The sequence below is a fragment of the Nocardioides yefusunii genome, from assembly GCF_004014875.1.
GTDB lineage: Bacteria > Actinomycetota > Actinomycetes > Propionibacteriales > Nocardioidaceae > Nocardioides > Nocardioides yefusunii.
In genome coordinates this window covers 1,280,132-1,297,518 of sequence record NZ_CP034929.1, presented here as the reverse complement: position 1 = coordinate 1,297,518, position 17,387 = coordinate 1,280,132, and the positions used below count along the sequence as shown (strand labels likewise).

19 protein-coding genes are annotated in these 17,387 nt (G+C 69.7%); 9 read left to right on the top strand and 10 right to left on the bottom strand.

The features are described 5' to 3' along the window. Positions 1-2 precede the first annotated feature (2 nt). Entirely contained in the window at positions 3-521 is a 519-nt protein-coding gene (locus EOV43_RS05850) for a gamma carbonic anhydrase family protein (protein WP_128220097.1), read from the bottom strand. A 33-nt stretch (positions 522-554) separates the two neighbouring features. Continuing rightward, positions 555-1,001 (bottom strand): MarR family winged helix-turn-helix transcriptional regulator, encoded by a 447-nt coding sequence (locus EOV43_RS05845; protein ID WP_128220096.1) that lies wholly within the window; start codon positions 999-1,001, stop codon positions 555-557. Between the two features lie 155 nt (positions 1,002-1,156). On the opposite strand from EOV43_RS05845, the gene EOV43_RS05840 reads away from it, so the two are divergent. The 3 genes from EOV43_RS05840 to EOV43_RS05830 all read left to right on the top strand — a co-directional run bounded on the left by EOV43_RS05840 (position 1,157) and on the right by EOV43_RS05830 (position 4,789). After that, positions 1,157-2,602: an MFS transporter gene (locus EOV43_RS05840; protein ID WP_128220095.1), complete on the top strand. Its 1,446-nt coding sequence runs from the start codon at positions 1,157-1,159 to the stop codon at positions 2,600-2,602. Between the two features lie 220 nt (positions 2,603-2,822). After that, the gene (locus EOV43_RS05835) at positions 2,823-3,374 is read left to right on the top strand and encodes a gluconokinase (RefSeq protein WP_239022247.1); all 552 of its coding nucleotides are present in this window, start codon (positions 2,823-2,825) and stop codon (positions 3,372-3,374) included. Then, positions 3,374-4,789, top strand: a complete 1,416-nt coding sequence (locus tag EOV43_RS05830; protein ID WP_128220093.1) for a GntP family permease — start codon at positions 3,374-3,376, stop codon at positions 4,787-4,789. Before EOV43_RS05835 ends, EOV43_RS05830 begins: the two co-directional genes overlap by 1 nt. Before the next feature lie 100 nt (positions 4,790-4,889). On the opposite strand, the gene EOV43_RS05825 is transcribed toward EOV43_RS05830, so the two are convergent. After that, positions 4,890-5,258 (bottom strand): ArsR/SmtB family transcription factor, encoded by a 369-nt coding sequence (locus EOV43_RS05825; protein WP_378528379.1) that lies wholly within the window; start codon positions 5,256-5,258, stop codon positions 4,890-4,892. A gap of 87 nt (positions 5,259-5,345) precedes the next feature. On the opposite strand from EOV43_RS05825, the gene arsM reads away from it, so the two are divergent. Continuing rightward, on the top strand, positions 5,346-6,227 hold the full coding sequence (gene arsM, locus EOV43_RS05820; RefSeq protein WP_128220092.1) for an arsenite methyltransferase: 882 nt from the start codon (positions 5,346-5,348) through the stop codon (positions 6,225-6,227). Further along, the gene (gene arsB / locus EOV43_RS05815) at positions 6,224-7,309 is read left to right on the top strand and encodes an ACR3 family arsenite efflux transporter (protein ID WP_128220091.1); all 1,086 of its coding nucleotides are present in this window, start codon (positions 6,224-6,226) and stop codon (positions 7,307-7,309) included. The genes arsM and arsB overlap by 4 nt, the downstream gene beginning before the upstream one ends. Here arsB and EOV43_RS05810 read toward each other — a convergent pair. From EOV43_RS05810 to EOV43_RS05800, 3 genes are all read right to left on the bottom strand, one after another. Beyond that, complete coding sequence (locus tag EOV43_RS05810; RefSeq protein ID WP_128220090.1) at positions 7,302-7,838, bottom strand: hypothetical protein; 537 nt, start codon at positions 7,836-7,838, stop codon at positions 7,302-7,304. The genes arsB and EOV43_RS05810 overlap by 8 nt on opposite strands. A gap of 269 nt (positions 7,839-8,107) precedes the next feature. After that, complete coding sequence (locus tag EOV43_RS05805) at positions 8,108-8,701, bottom strand: malonic semialdehyde reductase (RefSeq protein ID WP_128220089.1); 594 nt, start codon at positions 8,699-8,701, stop codon at positions 8,108-8,110. A gap of 55 nt (positions 8,702-8,756) precedes the next feature. Next, positions 8,757-10,277, bottom strand: coding sequence for an RNB domain-containing ribonuclease (locus EOV43_RS05800; RefSeq protein WP_128220088.1), 1,521 nt, complete (start codon positions 10,275-10,277; stop codon positions 8,757-8,759). 51 nt (positions 10,278-10,328) lie between these two features. On the opposite strand from EOV43_RS05800, the gene yaaA reads away from it, so the two are divergent. Further along, positions 10,329-11,120 carry a peroxide stress protein YaaA gene (yaaA, locus tag EOV43_RS05795; protein ID WP_128220087.1) on the top strand — a complete coding sequence of 264 codons (792 nt, stop codon included), beginning with the start codon at positions 10,329-10,331 and terminating at the stop codon, positions 11,118-11,120. A 150-nt stretch (positions 11,121-11,270) separates the two neighbouring features. Here yaaA and EOV43_RS05790 read toward each other — a convergent pair whose 3' ends face one another. Both EOV43_RS05790 and EOV43_RS05785 read right to left on the bottom strand, forming a co-directional pair. Beyond that, positions 11,271-11,987 carry a zinc ribbon domain-containing protein gene (locus tag EOV43_RS05790; RefSeq protein ID WP_239022246.1) on the bottom strand — a complete coding sequence of 239 codons (717 nt, stop codon included), beginning with the start codon at positions 11,985-11,987 and terminating at the stop codon, positions 11,271-11,273. Between the two features lie 109 nt (positions 11,988-12,096). Then, positions 12,097-13,224, bottom strand: coding sequence for a Nif3-like dinuclear metal center hexameric protein (locus tag EOV43_RS05785; protein WP_128220086.1), 1,128 nt, complete (start codon positions 13,222-13,224; stop codon positions 12,097-12,099). A 155-nt stretch (positions 13,225-13,379) separates the two neighbouring features. Between EOV43_RS05785 and EOV43_RS15365 the strand changes: the two genes are divergently transcribed. Genes EOV43_RS15365 through EOV43_RS05770 form a run of 3 tightly spaced genes read left to right on the top strand, consistent with a single transcriptional unit; the run spans position 13,380 to position 16,068 of the window. After that, on the top strand, positions 13,380-13,844 hold the full coding sequence (locus tag EOV43_RS15365; RefSeq protein ID WP_164878794.1) for a hypothetical protein: 465 nt from the start codon (positions 13,380-13,382) through the stop codon (positions 13,842-13,844). Further along, a complete protein-coding gene (locus tag EOV43_RS05775; RefSeq protein WP_128220085.1) occupies positions 13,841-15,406 on the top strand; it encodes a sensor histidine kinase in 1,566 nt (521 codons plus the stop codon). Before EOV43_RS15365 ends, EOV43_RS05775 begins: the two co-directional genes overlap by 4 nt. Beyond that, positions 15,391-16,068 (top strand): response regulator transcription factor, encoded by a 678-nt coding sequence (locus tag EOV43_RS05770; RefSeq protein WP_128220084.1) that lies wholly within the window; start codon positions 15,391-15,393, stop codon positions 16,066-16,068. Before EOV43_RS05775 ends, EOV43_RS05770 begins: the two co-directional genes overlap by 16 nt. A gap of 27 nt (positions 16,069-16,095) precedes the next feature. Here the strand turns inward: EOV43_RS05770 and EOV43_RS05765 are convergent, their stop codons facing one another. Beyond that, positions 16,096-16,971: a serine/threonine-protein kinase gene (locus EOV43_RS05765; protein ID WP_128220083.1), complete on the bottom strand. Its 876-nt coding sequence runs from the start codon at positions 16,969-16,971 to the stop codon at positions 16,096-16,098. Further along, positions 16,968-17,357, bottom strand: a complete 390-nt coding sequence (locus EOV43_RS15360; protein WP_164878795.1) for a hypothetical protein — start codon at positions 17,355-17,357, stop codon at positions 16,968-16,970. The genes EOV43_RS05765 and EOV43_RS15360 overlap by 4 nt, the downstream gene beginning before the upstream one ends. Positions 17,358-17,387 lie beyond the last annotated feature (30 nt).

Below are 17,387 nucleotides of genomic sequence, written 5' to 3'. Positions count from 1 at the left end.
GATCAGTCCAGGACGACGCCCGCCCGGTGCGTCTCCCGGTGCGCTTCGTAGACGGCGCCGTTGCGGTGCAGTCCAGCGACCTCGTCGTGGCTGAGTTCGCGACGGACCTTCGCCGGCACGCCGGCCACCAAGGTGCGCGGCGGCACCACCATGCCCTCGGTGACGAGCGCACCAGCAGCGACGAGCACCTCGTCGCCGATGACGGCCCCGTTCATGACGGTGGCGCTCATCCCGACCAGGACGTGGTCGCCGATGGTGGCGCCGTGGATCACCGCGCCGTGCCCCACCGAAACGCCTTCGCCCAGGGTGAGCGGCTTGCCCGGGTCGACGTGGAAGACGCAGTTGTCCTGGACGTTGGAGTTCTTCCCGACGGTGATCGGCTCGTTGTCGGCCCGGAGCACTGCTCCGTACCAGACCGAGGCGCCCTCGGAGAGGACGACGGAACCGACGAGGGTGGCATTGGGCGCCACCCAGGCGGTGTCGTGGACGAGGGGGCTGCGGTCACCGAGTGCGATCTTCATGAGCGCGAGGCTAGTGCCCGCACCGCGCCGGGGTCAGCGCGGCCAGGGACGTTCCTGGCGTGCCTCGATCTCGGAGTTGAACCGACGCAGGTGTGCCACGAACGACGTGACGTCGGCCGAGTCCCAGTCGGCGACGAGGTCGGCGAAGAGTTCCTGGAGGTGGGCACGGTGCGCCACCAGCGCCCGCTCGCCTTCGTCGGTCATCCGGAACCGGCGCACCAGACGACCGGTGGAGTCGGCGAACCGTTCGACGAGGCCCCCCTTGAGCAGCGCCGTCATCTGCCGGTGCACGGTGGAGGTGTCGAGGAGGAAGACGTCGGCGAGCTCGGCGGTGGTCAGCGGCCCGTCGACCTCGAGGCGACTGAGCAGGATGTAGGCGCTGCGTTCGAGACCGCTGCCCGAACGCTGTCGACCGAGCGCCGAGCTGTGCCGCGTGAGGAGCATGTGCTCCAACACCAGCGCCTCGATGCCTGCGTCCATCCCTGACTCCCTCGCCCTGCTCGTCGTCGGGCTGCATCACCCGCGCCCGTCCATGGTTTCACGGCTCAGGCACCGCCTCAGCACCCGAGGCATTTTTATTGCAGCATGCAATTTCTTTGTAGCATGCAAAGAAAAGAGCCGATCCAGGAAGCCTCATGTCCTCATCCCCCACCCCTTCGGGAGCCACGGACGCGCGCCGCGTCGGCCCCGTCGTCCCCGTGCTCGCCTTCTCCGGCATCCTCGCCGCGATGATGCAGAGCGTCATCACTCCCCTGATCTCCGACCTCCCCGAGATCCTCGACACCAGCGCCTCCAACGCCGCCTGGGTGGTCACCGCGACCCTGCTCGTCGGCGCGGTCTGCATGCCGATCGCCGGACGCCTCGGCGACATGTACGGCAAGCGCCGCATGATCGTCGTCTGCACCGTGCCGCTCGCCCTGGGCTCCGCGATCTGCGCCCTCTCGACCGCGCTGGTCCCGATGCTCGTGGGTCGCTGCCTGCAGGGCATGGGCATGGGCATCGTCGCACTGGCCGTCTCCTTGATCCGCGAGGTCGTCAGCGCCGAGAAGGTCTCGGCCTCCCTCGCGCTGGTCAGCGCCTCCCTCGGCATTGGCTCCGGCCTGGGCATGCCGCTCTCGGCCGCCGTGTCGCAGTACGCCAACTGGCGCGTCATGTTCTGGATCTGCACCGCGCTGGCCGCCCTCGCCGCCGTCGCAGTGATCAAGGTGGTCCCCGAGGGCAAGATCAGCGCCAAGGGCCAGACCTTCGACGGCCCCGGTGCCGTCGGCCTGGCTGTCGGCCTGATCTCCCTGCTGCTCGGCGTCTCCAAGGGCGCCGACTGGGGCTGGACGTCGGGCGCGACGCTCGGATCGTTCACCGTCGCCGTCGTTGCCCTGCTCGTGTGGGGCTGGTGGGAACTGCGTGCCACTTCGCCGCTGGTCGATCTCCGCACCACCGCACGACCGCAGGTGCTCACCACCAACGCCGCTTCCCTCTTCGTCGGCTTCGGCATGTATGTCTCCATGCTGGTGACGCCACAGATCATGATGCTCCCCACCTCGACCGGCTACGGACTGGGCCAGAGCATGCTCGCCTGCGGCATGTGGATGCTGCCCGGCGGCCTCATCCAGGTCTTCCTGTCCCCGGTCGGCGGCAAGCTGCTCGACCTGCGCGGGCCGAAGTTCACCCTCATTCTGGGCTCGGGGATCATCGCCGTCGGCTACGTCGTCGCCATGTTCTCGATGAGCGCAGCGTGGTCGCTGATGATCTCCCACACCGTGGTCAAGGCCGGCGTGGGCATCGCCTACGGCGCCATGCCGACGCTGATCATGGGAGGCGTCCCCCGCACCGAGGTGGCGGCCGCCAACGGCTTCAACTCCCTCATGCGCACCCTGGGCACCTCGACCGGCGCCGCGGTGATCGGCGTCGTGCTCGCCCAGACCACCGTGAGGTTCGGTGACGCCGACCTGGTCTCCCAGCACGGCGCGCGCATCGGCTACGGCATCGGCATCGGCGTCGGCGTGGTCGCCGCGGCAATCGCCGTGCTGATCCCGCTCACCCGTCGCCCGAAGGCAGTCGACGCCGACGCGAACCGCGCCTGATTCACCCCCCCCACCAACGGGGCCGAGCACCACAGAGGCGCTCGGCCCCGTCTTCGTTCCCACATGTTTGAGAAACGAAGAAGCACTTTCGGGCCATTCCGGGGATAAAACCCACATATTCCAACATGTTCAAACAAGAACCCACCCGTTGGGGGGAGAGTTCGCCTCTAACAGGGACGCGCGTTCCCGTCCCGGCGATGACATGCGTAGCGTGGGCCTGGTGAGTGAGGAAAAGACCGCCGCGTCGACCGTCCCCCAGCAGATCATCGTGATGGGGGTCTCGGGCGTCGGCAAGACAACCGTGGCCCATGGCATCGCTGAGGCGACCGGTTGGCAGATCGCCGAGGGAGACGAGTTCCACCCCGAGGCCAACGTCGCCAAGATGGCGGCCGGCATCCCCCTGAACGACGGCGACCGGTGGCCCTGGCTGCGCACCATCGCCGACTGGATGGACACCCAGATCGCAGCAGGCAAGCCCTCGGTCATCACCTGCTCGGCACTGCGCCACGCCTACCGCGACCTGCTCCGCGAGAACCGTCCCGAAGTGGTGTTCCTGCACCTCACTGCCGACGCGACACTCGTCGAGGACCGCATCAACGGCCGGAGCGGCCACTTCATGCCGGCCTCACTCCTCCCCACCCAGTACGCCACCCTCGAGCCTCTCGGGCCGGACGAGCCGGGCGTTGTCGTCTCGGTCGAGGGTGACGTCCCCCAGGTCGTGGCCCGAGCCATGGCCGCCCTCAATCTCCCCTTGGAAGAACGGAGCGCCTGATGGAGCCGTTGACCGACGCGTCGAACACGCAACTGCTGATAGCCGCCCTGCTGGGCATCGCCACCGTCGTGGTCCTGATCGTGTGGGCGAAGTTCCACCCGTTCCTGGCCCTCGTGCTCGGAGCCGCCGTGATGGGCGGCAGCGCCGGGGTGGCCCCCGGTGACATCGTCACCAGCTTCACCTCCGGCTTCGGCGGAACCGTCGGATCCGTGGGCCTCCTGATCGCGCTCGGCGCAATGGTGGGCAAGATCCTCGCCGACTCCGGCGGCAGCAACGCGATCGTCGACACGATCATCAACAAGGTGGGCCGCAAGGGCCTGCCGTGGGCGATGGCACTCGTCGCCGCGATCCTGGGCCTGCCGCTCTTCTTCGAGGTCGGCGTCGTCCTGCTCGTCCCCGTGGTCATCCTGGTCGCGAAGACCACCAACCTGCCGGTCATGCGCGTCGGCATCCCCGCCCTGGCCGGCCTCTCCGTCCTGCACGGCCTCGTGCCGCCGCACCCGGGCCCACTCGTCGCCATCGGCAACCTCGACGCCGACCTCGGCATGACCCTGCTCCTCGGCCTCGCCGTTGCCATCCCCACGCTGATCATCTGTGGACCGCTGCTGGCCGTCCTGATCGAACGCTGGGTTCCCACCCAGGTCAACGAGGTCGCCCTGGCACGCCTCGGCGCCACCGGTGGTTCCACCACCGACACCAAGGGTGAGGCCTCCTTCTCCGCACCCGTGGCGGCCGGCGTCGTGCGTCGCCCGTCCTTCGGCGCAGCCGTCTTCTGCATCCTGCTGCCGGTCATCATGATGCTGGTGCGCGCGATCGCCGAGATCACCATCGACGACAAGGAGAGCACCCTGCTGAAGACCTTGGTCTTCATCGGTGAGCCCGCCGTCGCGCTGCTCGCGGCCGTCCTCGTCTCGATGTTCTTCCTGGGCTTCCGCACCGGCATGAACCGCACCCAGGTCGAGTCCTCGCTCGGTTCCGCCCTGCCCGGCATCGCCTCGATCCTGCTGATCGTGGCCGCCGGCGGTGGCTTCAAGCAGATGCTGGTCAACGCCGGCGTCGGCAACGTCATCGGCGACTGGGCCGAGGGCGCTGGCATCTCCACCATCCTGCTCGGCTGGCTCGTCGCTGTCGGCGTCCGCCTGGCCACCGGTTCGGCCACCGTCGCCACCATCACCGCCTCGGGCATTGTCGCCGGCGTCGCCACCGACCTCGACTCCCCCGAGCTGGCCCTGCTGGTCCTGGCCATCGGCTGTGGTTCGGTCTTCTTCAGCCACGTCAACGACGCCGGTTTCTGGCTCGTCAAGGAGTACTTCGGCCTGACCATCGGTCAGACCCTGAAGTCCTGGTCGCTCATGGAGACCGCGATCTCCGTCGTCGGCCTGGTGATCATCCTGCTGCTCAACCTGGTCGTCTGAGCGGAGGTCACCCTCCCCGGACGACGACGAGGGCCGGACACCATCAATGGTGTCCGGCCCTCGTCGCATTCCTTCGCTCAGCCCTCGCTCAGGCCTTCGCTCAGCCCTCGCTGAGCCTGACGAGCGAAGCGCCCAACGCGTTCAGGGCGTCCTCCACGACGCGGTAGTAGGCCCAGCGGCCACGCTGCTCGCGCGTGACGAGGCCGGCCTCGACGAGCTGCTTCATGTGGTGCGAGACGGTGGGCTGGCTCAGCCCGACAGGATCGACGAGGTCACAGATGCAGGCCTCCCGTTGGGGCTGGGCCGCGATCAGGGAGAGCAGCCTGACCCGGGTCGGGTCCCCGAGCGCCTTGAAGACACGGGCCAGGGTCTCGGCCGCGGCCGCGTCGAGCGCACCCGCGGTGACCACCGAGCAGCAGCTCTCCGACGCGGACAGCAGAGTGGTGGATTCAGACGGCGAGGTACTCACGCCTCCCACCCTACGGCTCGATTGACATCGGTCGACGCATTGACGACGATCGATGTATCGATTGACATCAATGCGTCTGGAGTTCTCGTGACCGACCAGCCCGGCTGCTGCGGCAGCACCACCTCGACCAGTGCCGACACCCACCCGGCCTCTCCCACCGACGTCACCGCCGAGGTTCGCCACCGCTACGCACAAGCCGCCGTCGCCGTCGGCCAGGGCGCCGCCAACACCGAACTCAACACCGCCCTGCAGGACGGCACCACGATGCCGTCCCTCCTCGTCGCCGAGGGCGACTCCGGTTGTTGCGGCGGCGACGCCTCCGTCGTCGAGCAGTCCTTCGGCGCCGGGCTCTACGCAGGCGACGACACCTCCTCACTGCCTGCGGAGGCCTTGGCTGCGTCACTCGGATGTGGCAACCCGACCGCAGTCGCCTCCCTCGTCGAGGGTGAACGCGTCCTCGATCTCGGGTCGGGCGGAGGCATCGACGTCCTGCTCTCTGCACGACGCGTCGGCCCGACCGGATTCGCGTGGGGCGTCGACATGACCGACGAGATGCTGGCCCTGGCGCGCGAGAACGCAGCGAAGACTGGGGCCACCAACGTCGAGTTCCTCCGCGGCAGAATCGAGGACGTCCCCCTGCCCGACGCCAGCGTCGACGTGGTGATCTCCAACTGCGTCATCAACCTGTCGGTCGACAAGGCCCGCGTGATGCATGAGATGTACCGCGTGCTGGTGCCGGGCGGACGCATCGGCGTCTCCGATGTCGTCGCCGAGGATCACCTCTCCCCCACCGATCGCGCCGAGCGAGGCTCCTACGTGGCCTGCATCGCCGGGGCACTGTCACGCGCCGAGTACGTCGACCTGCTGTCCGCAGCCGGCTTCGTCGACGTCGAGGTGGAGTTCACCCACGAGACGGCCCCGCAGATGCACGGCGCGATCGTGCGGGCCCTCAAGCCGCTCACCGCATGAGCCCCACGACGACCTCTCCCGAGCCAGGAGCCATCGCGCCGGAGCGGCTCGCCGTGCTCGACCGGTGGCTCCCGGCGTGGATCGTGCTGGCGATGGTCGCCGGACTGACCTTGGGGCGTCTGGTTCCGGGCATCGCGGAGGCCCTCGACGCGGTGCAGGTCGGAGGGATCTCGCTGCCGATCGCCGTGGGTCTGCTCGTGATGATGTACCCGGTGCTGGCCAAGGTCCGCTACGACCGGCTCGGCTCAGTCACCCGTGACCGCCGCACCCTGTGGCTCTCGGTGGTCCTCAACTGGGCGGTCGGGCCGGCGCTGATGTTCGCCCTGGCGTGGACGTTCCTGGCAGACCTGCCCGAGTACCGCACCGGCGTGATCCTGGTCGGGTTGGCCCGCTGCATCGCGATGGTGATCGTCTGGAACGACCTCGCGTGCGGCGATCGTGAAGCGGCCGCGGTCCTCGTGGCACTCAACGCCGTCTTCCAGGTGGTCGCGCTGGGCGCCCTGGGATGGTTCTACCTCGACGCACTGCCGTCGTGGTTGGGGCTGGAGGACGCATCACACACCCTTGACGTCTCCCCCTGGACGCTGGCCGGCAGCACCGTCGTCTTCCTCGGCCTCCCCCTGCTGGCCGGGTTCCTGACCCGTCGTGTCGGCGAGGCGCGTCGTGGGCGCGACTGGTACGAGGAACGCTTCCTGCCGCGTCTGGGGCCGTGGGCCCTCTACGGTCTCCTCTTCACGATCGTGGTCCTGTTCGCTCTCCAGGGCGACGCGATCACCCGTGCACCGTGGGACGTGGCCCGGATCGCGGTGCCGCTGCTGGCGTACTTCGCCCTCATGTGGGGCGGCTCGATGTGGGCAGCGCGACGCCTCGGCCTGGGCTACGCCCGCGCCACCTCGGTGGCGTTCACTGCTGCGGGCAACAACTTCGAGCTCGCCATCGCCGTTGCGGTCGCAGCCTTCGGAGTCACGAGCCCCCAGGCGCTGGCGGGCGTCGTGGGACCGTTGATCGAAGTGCCGGTGCTGGTCGCACTGGTGCACGTCAGCCTGCGCCTGCGGCCCCTCTTCCCGCGCGCGGTCAGCTGAGCGCGTCGAGTGCGGCCTGCACCGCGGGCCGCACTCCGGCAGGCACGTTGGACCGCGGGCTCCAGTGGCTGAGCGGCTGGTAGCCGAACTCCTGCACGACGTGGGTGATGTTGGACCACATTCGCTCCAGCGCGTCCCCACTGCGTCCGGTGGCCTCGACCACACCGGCCACCGCCTCGCGGCGACGCACCGGGCGTCCTTCGTGGTCGTCGAGCAGCATCGCGACGTAGGCATCGACGACGACCTGGATCTCCTCGGGCTGCCACGCACCGGTCGGGGCAGGGGCCGCGACGGCGCCGTCGGCCAGTGCCCACCGGGGTCCGTCGACGACGAGGCGGCCTCCCGACGCGAGCGCGGTCGCGGCCTCGCGCAGGTCCACCTGCCAGGTCCAGAACAGGTCGCCGTTGGCCCGCAGATCGGGTTCGTGGCGTTCCCACACGAACCGGGAGACCGCGAGGACGTCGCCAGCGCGACCACTGGCGGAAAGGGCTTCGAGGATCCACTGCTGCAGGAGTTCGGCGTTGCTCACGTCACCAGCCTGCCACTCCTCGGTCTGGGAGTTCGGCCCACCCGGATCGGGATCTCCGAGACGCTGGCCGCGATCACACGCGTCCTCGAGGCCTGAGCGCCCCGTTCTTCCGCCGGACGTCATAGGAATCGAGGCCCAGAGGCCTCGATTCCTATGACGTCCCGGGGAGGGAGAACGCTCCTCCGGACATGAGAGAAGGGCCCGGCGCCTTCCCCGACGTCGGGCCCTTCTCGATCCATGGTGACCCCTTCAACGGGTCAAAGGCGAACTCAGAGTTCGATGACGGCCTCGTCGCGCTCGAGGCGCGGCAGGCGGTCGAACCAGGCGTTCTCGCCCGGGTGGCCGATGTTGACGACCATGACGGCCTTGAGGTGGTCCGGCAGGACGTCGGCGTTGATGCCGGCGACGTCCATGCCGGTCATCGGACCGGCGGCCAGGCCTGCGGCGCGGACCCCGACGATGAAGTAGCCGGCCTGCAGGGTCGCGTTGAAGAGCGCGGCCTCGGTGCGGGCGTCGTCGTCGAGGAACATGTCGCGGGCGCCCGGGAAGTGCGGGAACGTGCGCGGCAGGGTGTCGTGGAAGTTGGTGTCCGCAGCGAGGATCACGGTCAGCGGTGCGGTCTCGGTCTTGTCGCGGTTGCCGCCAGCCATGTGCTTGAGCAGCTTCTCCTTGGCCTCGCCGGAGCGGATCGCGACGACGCGCAGCGGCTGGGTGTTCATCGCGGAGGGGCCGAACTTGGTCAGCTCGTAGATCGCGGCGAGCTGCTCGTCGGTCACCGGCTCGTCGGTGAACGAGTTGGCGGTGCGGGCCTCACGGAAGAGGAGGTCCTGGACGTCAGCGGGGATCGCAAGCAGATCGGTCATGTCGGGTCAACGACCCTTCCGTCCGGACCCTTCCCGTGCGGCGCCGTGAGGTATCTCACGGGGCATGGGTGAAGGAGACCTTCCGCGTCACGGGGTCGGCCTCGGCGAGCTGCACGCGCACCTTCTGGCCCAGCGGAAGATCGCCTTCGGAACGGACGCGGGCCTCGACGGCCGGGACCGCGACGGTGACATCACCCCGTCCGGGACGGTCGTCCTCGACCTCGGTGACCACCGCGTCGAACGTCTCTCCCACCCGGTCCTGCAGGACGACGGCTTCGGTGAGGTCAAGGACGCCGCGTTCGTACTTGCCGGCCAACGATCCCGTCGAGCGCATCGTCGCGGGCAGCTCGGGCAGGCGCTCGAGCACCCATGCCGGCACGGGTTCTCCGGCGTGCAGCGCGAGGCAGACCTCCGTGCCGTAGCGGTCGACGAGACGCCGGAGCGGCGCGGTGACATGGGCGTAGACCGACGCGACCGCTGCATGCTCCACCACCTCGGGCATCTCACCGTCCGGCAGTCCACCGGTGAATGCCGCGTAGCCGGAGCCGCGGAAGAGGCGGGTGCAGGCCAGGACGACGGCCGCGTGGGACGGGATCGTGGGGTCCAGGGAGCGGACGAACTCGGGGTAACTGACACCTGCGTCCCACGCGACCCCCAGCCCAGCTGCAGTCCGACGCAGACGCTGGACGTCGCGGTCCTGGGCAGGCGGCAGCGTGCGGACGATCCCGACGCGCGCCTGCACCATCGTGGTGGCAGCGCAGATCCCGGTGAGCAGCGAGATCTGGGCGTTCCACTCCTCCACCGGCGTCATCGACCGGAAGACCAACTCCCAGCCCTGGGGCCCGGTCACGATCTCCTGCTCAGGCAGAGGAAGGCTGACCCCACCCCGGGCCGCCTCGGCGGCGAGGCGCAGCGGGCCGACCTCACGCAGTAGCCGCACCGTCTCCGCTCCGGACGGCAGGGCGTCGAGGGTGTCGGCGTCGAGCGCGGTCTGCACCTGCCCGTAGGAGAGCTGTGCCCGCGAGCGCACCAGGGCGCGTTCCACCCGGAAGGTGGTCACGGCACCTGCGGCGTCGAGTTCGATCGTCCACAGCGCTGCCGGACGGACTTGGTCAGGCAGCAGCGAACCGGCGTCCTCGGAGATCACCTTCGGGTGCAGCGGGATCTTCGAGTCGGCGCCGTAGAGGGTCTGGCCGCGCCGGTTGGCCTCGACGTCGACGGCGTCACCGGGCGTGATGAAGGCTCCGAGGTCGGCGATCGCGTAGTGCACCACGAACCCGTCGTCGGCCTCCTCTCCGGAGCGGCGGGCGATGTGCACGGCCTGGTCGAGGTCACGGGCACCGTCGGGGTCGATCGTGACGAACTCCAGGTCGGTGCGGTCCAACTCCGGTAGCCGCGGCGACGCAGCAGCCCGTGCAGCGGTCTCCTCCACCTCGGCCGGGAACTCCTCGACCACCTCGAGTTCGGTCCGCAGCGCGGCGATCCCGTCACGCAACTGCTGCTCACCGGGGAAACCGGTGGCCTCCGGAGCAGCGGTGGGCAGAGATCCGTGACGCACCAGACGGGGAGAAGTCATGCCCGCACCCTAACCAGCGGCCCCGAGTCCCACACCGCCTAGAGTTCCTCCGTGCTGATCCTGTTGCCGCCCAGCGAGGGCAAGTTCGCTCCCACCCGGGGCAAGAACCTCGATCTCGACACCCTCTCCCACCCGTCGCTGACGGCGGCACGCTCCCAGGTGCTCGACGCCCTGGTGACGCTGTGCTCGGTCTCCGACGAGGCCGGGACCGACGCTGCAGCTGCGACGCTGGGGCTCGGCCCCAAGCAGCGCGACCTGGTGGCTCGCAACGCGTCGCTGCGTGAGGCCGCGACCGCACGCGCCGACGCCGTCTACACCGGTGTGCTCTACGACGCCCTCAACTTCGAGACCCTCTCGGCGGCTGCGAAGCGCCGCGCCACCACCCGGGTGGGGATCGCCTCGGCGCTCTTCGGCCTGCTCTCCCCCGCCGACCGGATCCCCGCCTACCGCCTCTCCGGAGACGCGACACTCCCGGGCGTCGGTGCGCTGGGCAGCGTCTGGCGTCCGGTGCTGGGTGAGGCTGTCGAGGCCACGAACGGCGACGGCCTGCTGGTCGACCTGCGCTCGGGCATGTACGCCAACCTGTGGCGTCCCGCGACCGCCGACCCCGAGAAGGTGGCCGGCGTGCGGGTCCTGCATCAGCACAACGGTCAGCGCAAGGTGGTCAGCCACTTCAACAAGGCGACCAAGGGGCGCATCGTCAGGGCGCTGATGGAGGACGGCGGCACCCCGCGCACCACCACCGAGTTCGCCGACGCTCTGCGCGACCTGGGCTGGTACGTCGAGACCGGCAAGGTCAGCAAGAAGGGCACCGAGCTCGACGTCGTCGTCCACGAGATCTGATCGCACCCCACCGGTTCGAGTCGTGTTCGGGACGAATTCACGACCCACACCGGTGGGGTCTGGCGTCCCCACGGGCAGCCGGCGCAGCAGAACGTCACGAGGGCCTCACCGCAACCGCGGTGAGGCCCTCGTGACTGTCAGGGGGTCAGGTCAGAGACCGGACTCCTCGTTGCGGACCAGGATGCGCGAGCACTCCTCGCACCGCACGACGTCGTCGGGCGCGGCCGCGCGGGCCTCCTCGATCGCGTCGTGGTCGAGGGTGAGGCGGCAGCCGCCGCACTCACGACGCGTCAGCAGGGCGGCGCCGAGGCCGGCCTTCTGCTCACGCATCCGGTCGTAGAGAGCCATCAGGTTCTCCGGCATGCCTGCGGTGGCGGGACCACGGGTGATCTCGACAGCCTTGATCTGCTTGTCGATCTCGGCCCACTCGGCGTCACGCTCGGCCTCGAGGTCGGCGACACGCTGCTCGAAGGCGGTGAGCTCCTGGGTGACCTGCTCGAGCGCGGCACGGGCCTGCTCGAGGTTCTCCATCACCTCGAGCTGCTCGTCCTCGAGGGTCGTGACACGACGCTCCAGCGACTCCAGCTCGTAGTTGAGGCGGGTGAGGTCCTTCGCGGGGACGAGGCCCTCGTCGACCCGCTTGCGGTCGCGCTCGCGGCGGACCCGCACCTGCTCGACGTCGGACTCGGCCTTGGCGGCATCGATCTCGAGGTCCTCGACCAGGATCTGCGCATCGCGGAAGCGGTTGACGACCTCTTCGTGCTGGTCGGCCAGGCCGGCGATCTCAGCGAGCTGCGGCAGCGTGTTGCGTCGGTGACGCAGCTGCAGGAGTCGGGAGTCGATCTCCTGGATCTCGAGCAGCTTCAACTGGGCTTTCGGGTCGGCTTTCAGTGGAGGCTCCTCGTTCAGGCGTCACACGGGGTGTGAAACAGATTTTGTTCTCAGATGGGGGCAGACGAGCTGCGCGGGTCGCGCGTCACTCAGCCTGGACCAGCATTCTCCACGGATCTGTGCGCAGCGTGGAAACACGGGTCTCCACCGTAGCGCCCAGATGTGTCGTGAGTCGCGCCTCGACGGCCGGCAACCACGTCCACTCCGCCGCCCAGTGGGCGACGTCGAGCAGCGCCGGGCCGCCCTTCTCCAAGAACTCGCCTGCGGTGTGGTGGCGCAGGTCGGAGGTCACGTAGACGTCGACGTCGCTGCTGGCGAGGCGGTCGAGGAGGAAGTCTCCGGCCCCGCCGCAGAGCGCAACGGTGCGGACGCTGCGCTCGGGGTCTCCGGCCACGCGCACCCCGGTGGCGGTCTCGGGCAGGGCCTTGGCCACGACGGAGGCGAACTCGCGCAGCGTCATCTCCTCGATCGTGCCGATGCGGCCGGTGCCGGTGCCGCTCAGGCCGGCGTCGGCCTGCTCGACGACGTCCCAGGCGGGCTCCTCGTAAGGGTGTGCGCCCAGGAGGGCCTTCACCACGGCGGTGCGACGACGACGCGGCAGCACCACCTCGATGCGCTCCTCGGCGACGGTCTCGGCGACGCCGACCTCACCGATGGTGGGGTGAGCGCCGTCGAGCGGACGGAATCGTCCCTCGCCGGGCGTCGAGAACGAGCAGCAGTCGTAGTCGCCGATCGCTCCCGCGCCGGCCTCGGCGAGCGCAGCACGCACCCGCTCGGCGTCGGCGAGCGGGACGTAGGTGGTCAGCTTGTCGAGCTGCTCGGCCGGTGCCGCGATGATCGGACGCAGGTCGCGCAGGCCCAGCGCCAGGGCCATCGACTCGCTGACTCCGCTGACGGCCTGGTCGGCGTTCGTGTGGGCTGCGAGCAAGGCGCACCCGCCGCGGGCCAGCGTCTGCAGGGTGCGGCCCTTGGGGGTGGTCGCGGCGACGGAGTTGACGCCCTTGAGGAAGAGCGGGTGGTGGACCACCAGCAGGTCGGCACCCCACGCGACGGCTTCGCGGGCGACCTCCTCGGTGGGGTCGACGGCGAACATCACCTTCGCGACGTGGTCCTCGGGGTCGCCCAGCACGAGGCCCACGGCGTCCCAGGAGTCAGCCGTGTGCGGCGGGTACCAGGTGTGGATCAGGTCGACGACGTCACCGAGGCGGGGCATGGAGCGAGCCTACCGAGCCCCGACGCGTCCTCATGAGAGTGCTCTCATCCATGCCTCATCACCGCTCCACCGTGGTGGAGGATGGTGGACAGGTGTCGTACGGAGTCACTCGAGGTCAGCGCGGTCAGCGCCGAAGCACGTGGTCAGGAGTCACTGTGGGGTTGTTCGCTCGTCTTGCCCTGGGACTGGCGTTGGTGCTGCCGCTGGGCGGGTACGTGGTCGGCTCACTGCTCGCCACCGAACCAGCTCCCGTCGATCGTTCCCCGATCGTCCTGCGTGACGCCGCGGCCACCCCGGACCCCGATCTCGTGGACCCCGACGCCACTGCCTCCCCCCTGCCCAGCCCAGGCACCACGCCGTCCGCTCCCGTCCCCACTGCCCCCGTCCCCACTGCCCCCGTGCCCGGGCCGTCGTACGCCCCTGACCCGGACGACGACGAGGATGACGACGACGACCCGGACGAGGTGTGGCCCGGCACCGTCGACCCTGACGACGACTCCGACGACGACGAGGACGACGACCGGGACGACGACCGGGACGACGACCGGGACGACGACCGTGAGGACGACGACCGGGACGACGAGGACGACAGGGACGTGCGGCCGAGGTCCGGCGCGTGAACGACACCACCGAACTCCCAGCCGTCCCTGACGACCTGCCCGGCGACGACCTGTCGAGCCCGGGCCAGGCACGGTCCCTCGCCGCGTCCCGCTCCCGTCAGGCGCGTCTGGTCAAGGCCGTGCGTTCGCCTTCGGTGCGAACCCGCCTGACGACGTCGATGGCGGTGCTCACCGCCCTGGCGCTGCTGGCGGCCGGTGTCGTCATCTGGACTCTGGAGAGCAACCGCCGCCATGCAGCGACCGTCGACGACGCCTCCCAGCAGATCTCCGAACTGCGTTCCTTCGCGGCCTCCGGCACCGACCCCGAGACCGGTGAAGCGTTCGCCGACGCCACCGACCTGGTCTCGACGTTCATGGGCCGCAGCGTCCCGGGCCCGGGCGAGATGCTGGCCCTCTGGGACGGCGTGACGGTGCCGCTGGTGACCGCCTCCAAGCACCGTCGCGTGGTGCGCGAGGACGCCTTCGTCGACGCGGTCTCCGGTCTCGCCGGCGTCGGCGGGTCGGCGGAGGTCGACACTGCTGCCGGGCCCGCGCTGGTCACCGTGCAGCCGGTCTCCACCACGAGCGCGGCGGAAGCGACGACCGCACTGGTGGTGGTCTCGTTCCTCGACGAGCAACGCGATGCCCTGATCTCGTTGATGCGCACCTACACCGTGGTCTCGTTGCTGGCGCTGCTCCTGATCACCGGCATCGCAGCGTGGCAGAGCCGCAGGCTGCTGATGCCGCTGCGTCGTCTGGCCTCCGCGGCCCGTGAGGTCAGCGGCAGCGACCTGTCGAGCCGCGTCCCCGAGACCGGGAACGACGACCTCACCGACCTCGCACGCACGGTCAACGCAATGCTGGACCGCCTGGAGACCTCCTTCGAGGGTCAGCGACGTTTCCTCGACGACGCCGGGCACGAGCTCCGCACTCCGTTGACCGTGCTCTCGGGCCACCTCGAGCTCCTCGATCCCGACGACGCGGACGAGGTCGCGGCGACCCGTGACCTGCTGCTCGACGAGGTCGACCGGATGAGCCGTCTCGTCGACGACCTGATCCTGCTGACCAAGAGCCGACGTCCGGACTTCGTCACCCCTACCCCCACTGACCTCGACGATCTGGTGGCCTCGGTGCTCACCAAGGCGCGCCCTCTGGCCCCCCGCGACTGGCGTCTGGCCCCCCTCCCGGCGGTGCAGGCCGAGGTCGACGCCCAGCGCATCACCCAGGCGCTGCTGCAGCTCGTCGACAACGCGATCAAGCACACCGGGGACGGGGACGTCATCACGCTGGGCTGTGACGATCACGCGAACGGCACGGTCAGCGTGTGGGTCGCCGACACCGGCGACGGCATCGCTCCCGAGCACCGCGAACTGGTGCTGCAACGCTTCGGCCGTTCGGCCACCCGTCCCGGCGACGAGGGCTTCGGTCTGGGTCTCTCGATCGTCGCTGCGATCGCCGACGCCCACGGGGGTACGGTGCGGCTGGAGGACACTCCCGGCGGCGGCGCCACCGTCACCCTCGACCTCCCCGTCCACCACCTTCCCGCCGCAGCACCCCAGGAGCACTCGTGGCCAACATCCTGATCGTCGAGGACGAGGCGCGGATCGCGTCGTTCGTCTCCAAGGGCCTCACCGCCCAGGGGTACGTGGTCACCGTGCGCGAGGACGGCCCCTCCGGGCTCGACGAGGCCCTGTCGGGCGCCCACGACCTGATGGTGCTCGACGTGGGCCTGCCGGGCATGGACGGCTTCGAGGTGCTCGACGCCTTGCGCGGCCAGGGCAGCCGGCTGCCGGTGATCGTGCTGACCGCCCGCGACTCCGTCACCGACACCGTCGCCGCGCTGGAGGGTGGAGCCGACGACTACATGGCCAAACCGTTCCGGTTCGCCGAACTGCTGGCACGGGTGAAGGTGCGGCTGCGCCAGGCTCCCGGCAACGACGGCGCCTCCGGCCCGGTGGCCGACACCCTCGAAGCGGCGGGGGTGCGTCTGGACCTGCGCACCCGGCGGGCCCGGATCGGTGACACCGAGGTCGATCTCTCCTCGCGGGAGTTCGTGCTCGCGGAGATCTTCATGCGCAACGCCGGTCACGTGCTCTCGCGCGAACAACTGCTCGACCACGTCTGGGGCATCGACTTCGACCCCGGTTCCAACGTCGTCGACGTCTACGTCGGCTACCTGCGCAAGAAGTTCGGCGCCGGGGCGATCAGCACCGTGCGTGGCATGGGCTATCGCTTCGAGCGCTGACGTCCCGGCCCGCCCCTGGCGTCCGGCTCAACGCACTCGGTAGGTCAGCTGGCCGACCGGCTGGGCCGCGAGCACCGGTTCGAGGGCGTCCGCGATCTCGGCCGCCTGCGGGCGGTCCTCGCAGCGCAGCGCGAGGCAGGCCTCCACGACCTCACGCACCGGCGCGGGGACCCGGGCGTCCAGGCGCGTCGGGGCCAGTGCCAGCTGCGGGAACCTGTTCTCGGGCGAGGCGTCGGGAAACGGACGCGTCCCGCTGATCGCGGTGTGCAGCGTCGCCCCGAGCGCCCACACGTCACTGGCTGCTCCGGGCACGGCCCATTCCCGTGGAGCGCACTGTTCGGGTGCCATCCACGGGTCGGTGCCCACCGGGGTGGTGAGGGCTGCGGCGTCGGTGGCCCGACGGGCCACCGACAGGTCGATCAGACGGGCAGGGGCGCCCATGATGATGTTGGACGGCTTCACGTCCAGGTGGACCCAGCCGGTGCGCCCCAGGTAGTGCAGGGCGGCTGCGAGGTCGATGCCGAGCGTCAGGTACTGCTGCGGCTGCAGGGGTCCGTAGCGGCGCACCAGCGTGGAGAGCCGCGGGCCGTCGATGTTCTCCAGGACGACGTGGGGACGTTCTCCCTCGAGGTCGTGTCGCAGGCCGCGCACGACGACGGGATGGTTGATCTCGGCCAGCGCCCGGACCTCGCGCGCCAGGGCCTCACGTGCGACTGCGTTGCTGCGCAGATCGGGGCGCAGCACCTTCACCACCACCGGCAGGTGGGTGAGTTCGTCGAAGGCGAGCCAGGCCTCGAATGCGGACCCGCCGCCGAGCAACCGCACTGCGGTCAGGTCGGGCGTGATGCGGTCACCGACGTCCAGGTCAGGACGACGACGGGGCTCGGCGGCGGAGGCGGTCATGCGCGGGTGGTCTGGTCGTTGGTCACGTCGTTCGTCACGTCGTTCGTCACGTCGTTCGTCACGTCGTTCGTGACGTCGTTGGTCACGTCGTTCGTCACGTCGTTGGTCACGTCGTTCGTCACGTCGTTCGTCACGTCGTTCGTCACGTCGTTCGTGACGTCGTTGGTCACGTCGTTGGTCACGTCGTTCGTGACGTCGTTGGTCACGTCGTTCGTCACGTCGTTGGTGTCGTCGTCGTCCATGTCGACCACCAGCGACACCTCCGGGGTGTCCTCGTCGCGCAGCGCGGCCTCGTCGGCCGAGGCACTGGCCTGGACAGCGAGTGCGCCGACTGCCAGCAGGCCGGCAACGGACAGGGTGAGACCGGTGTACAAGGTGCGGGTCATGGGGGAACTCCTCGTCTGCAGCGGCACCCA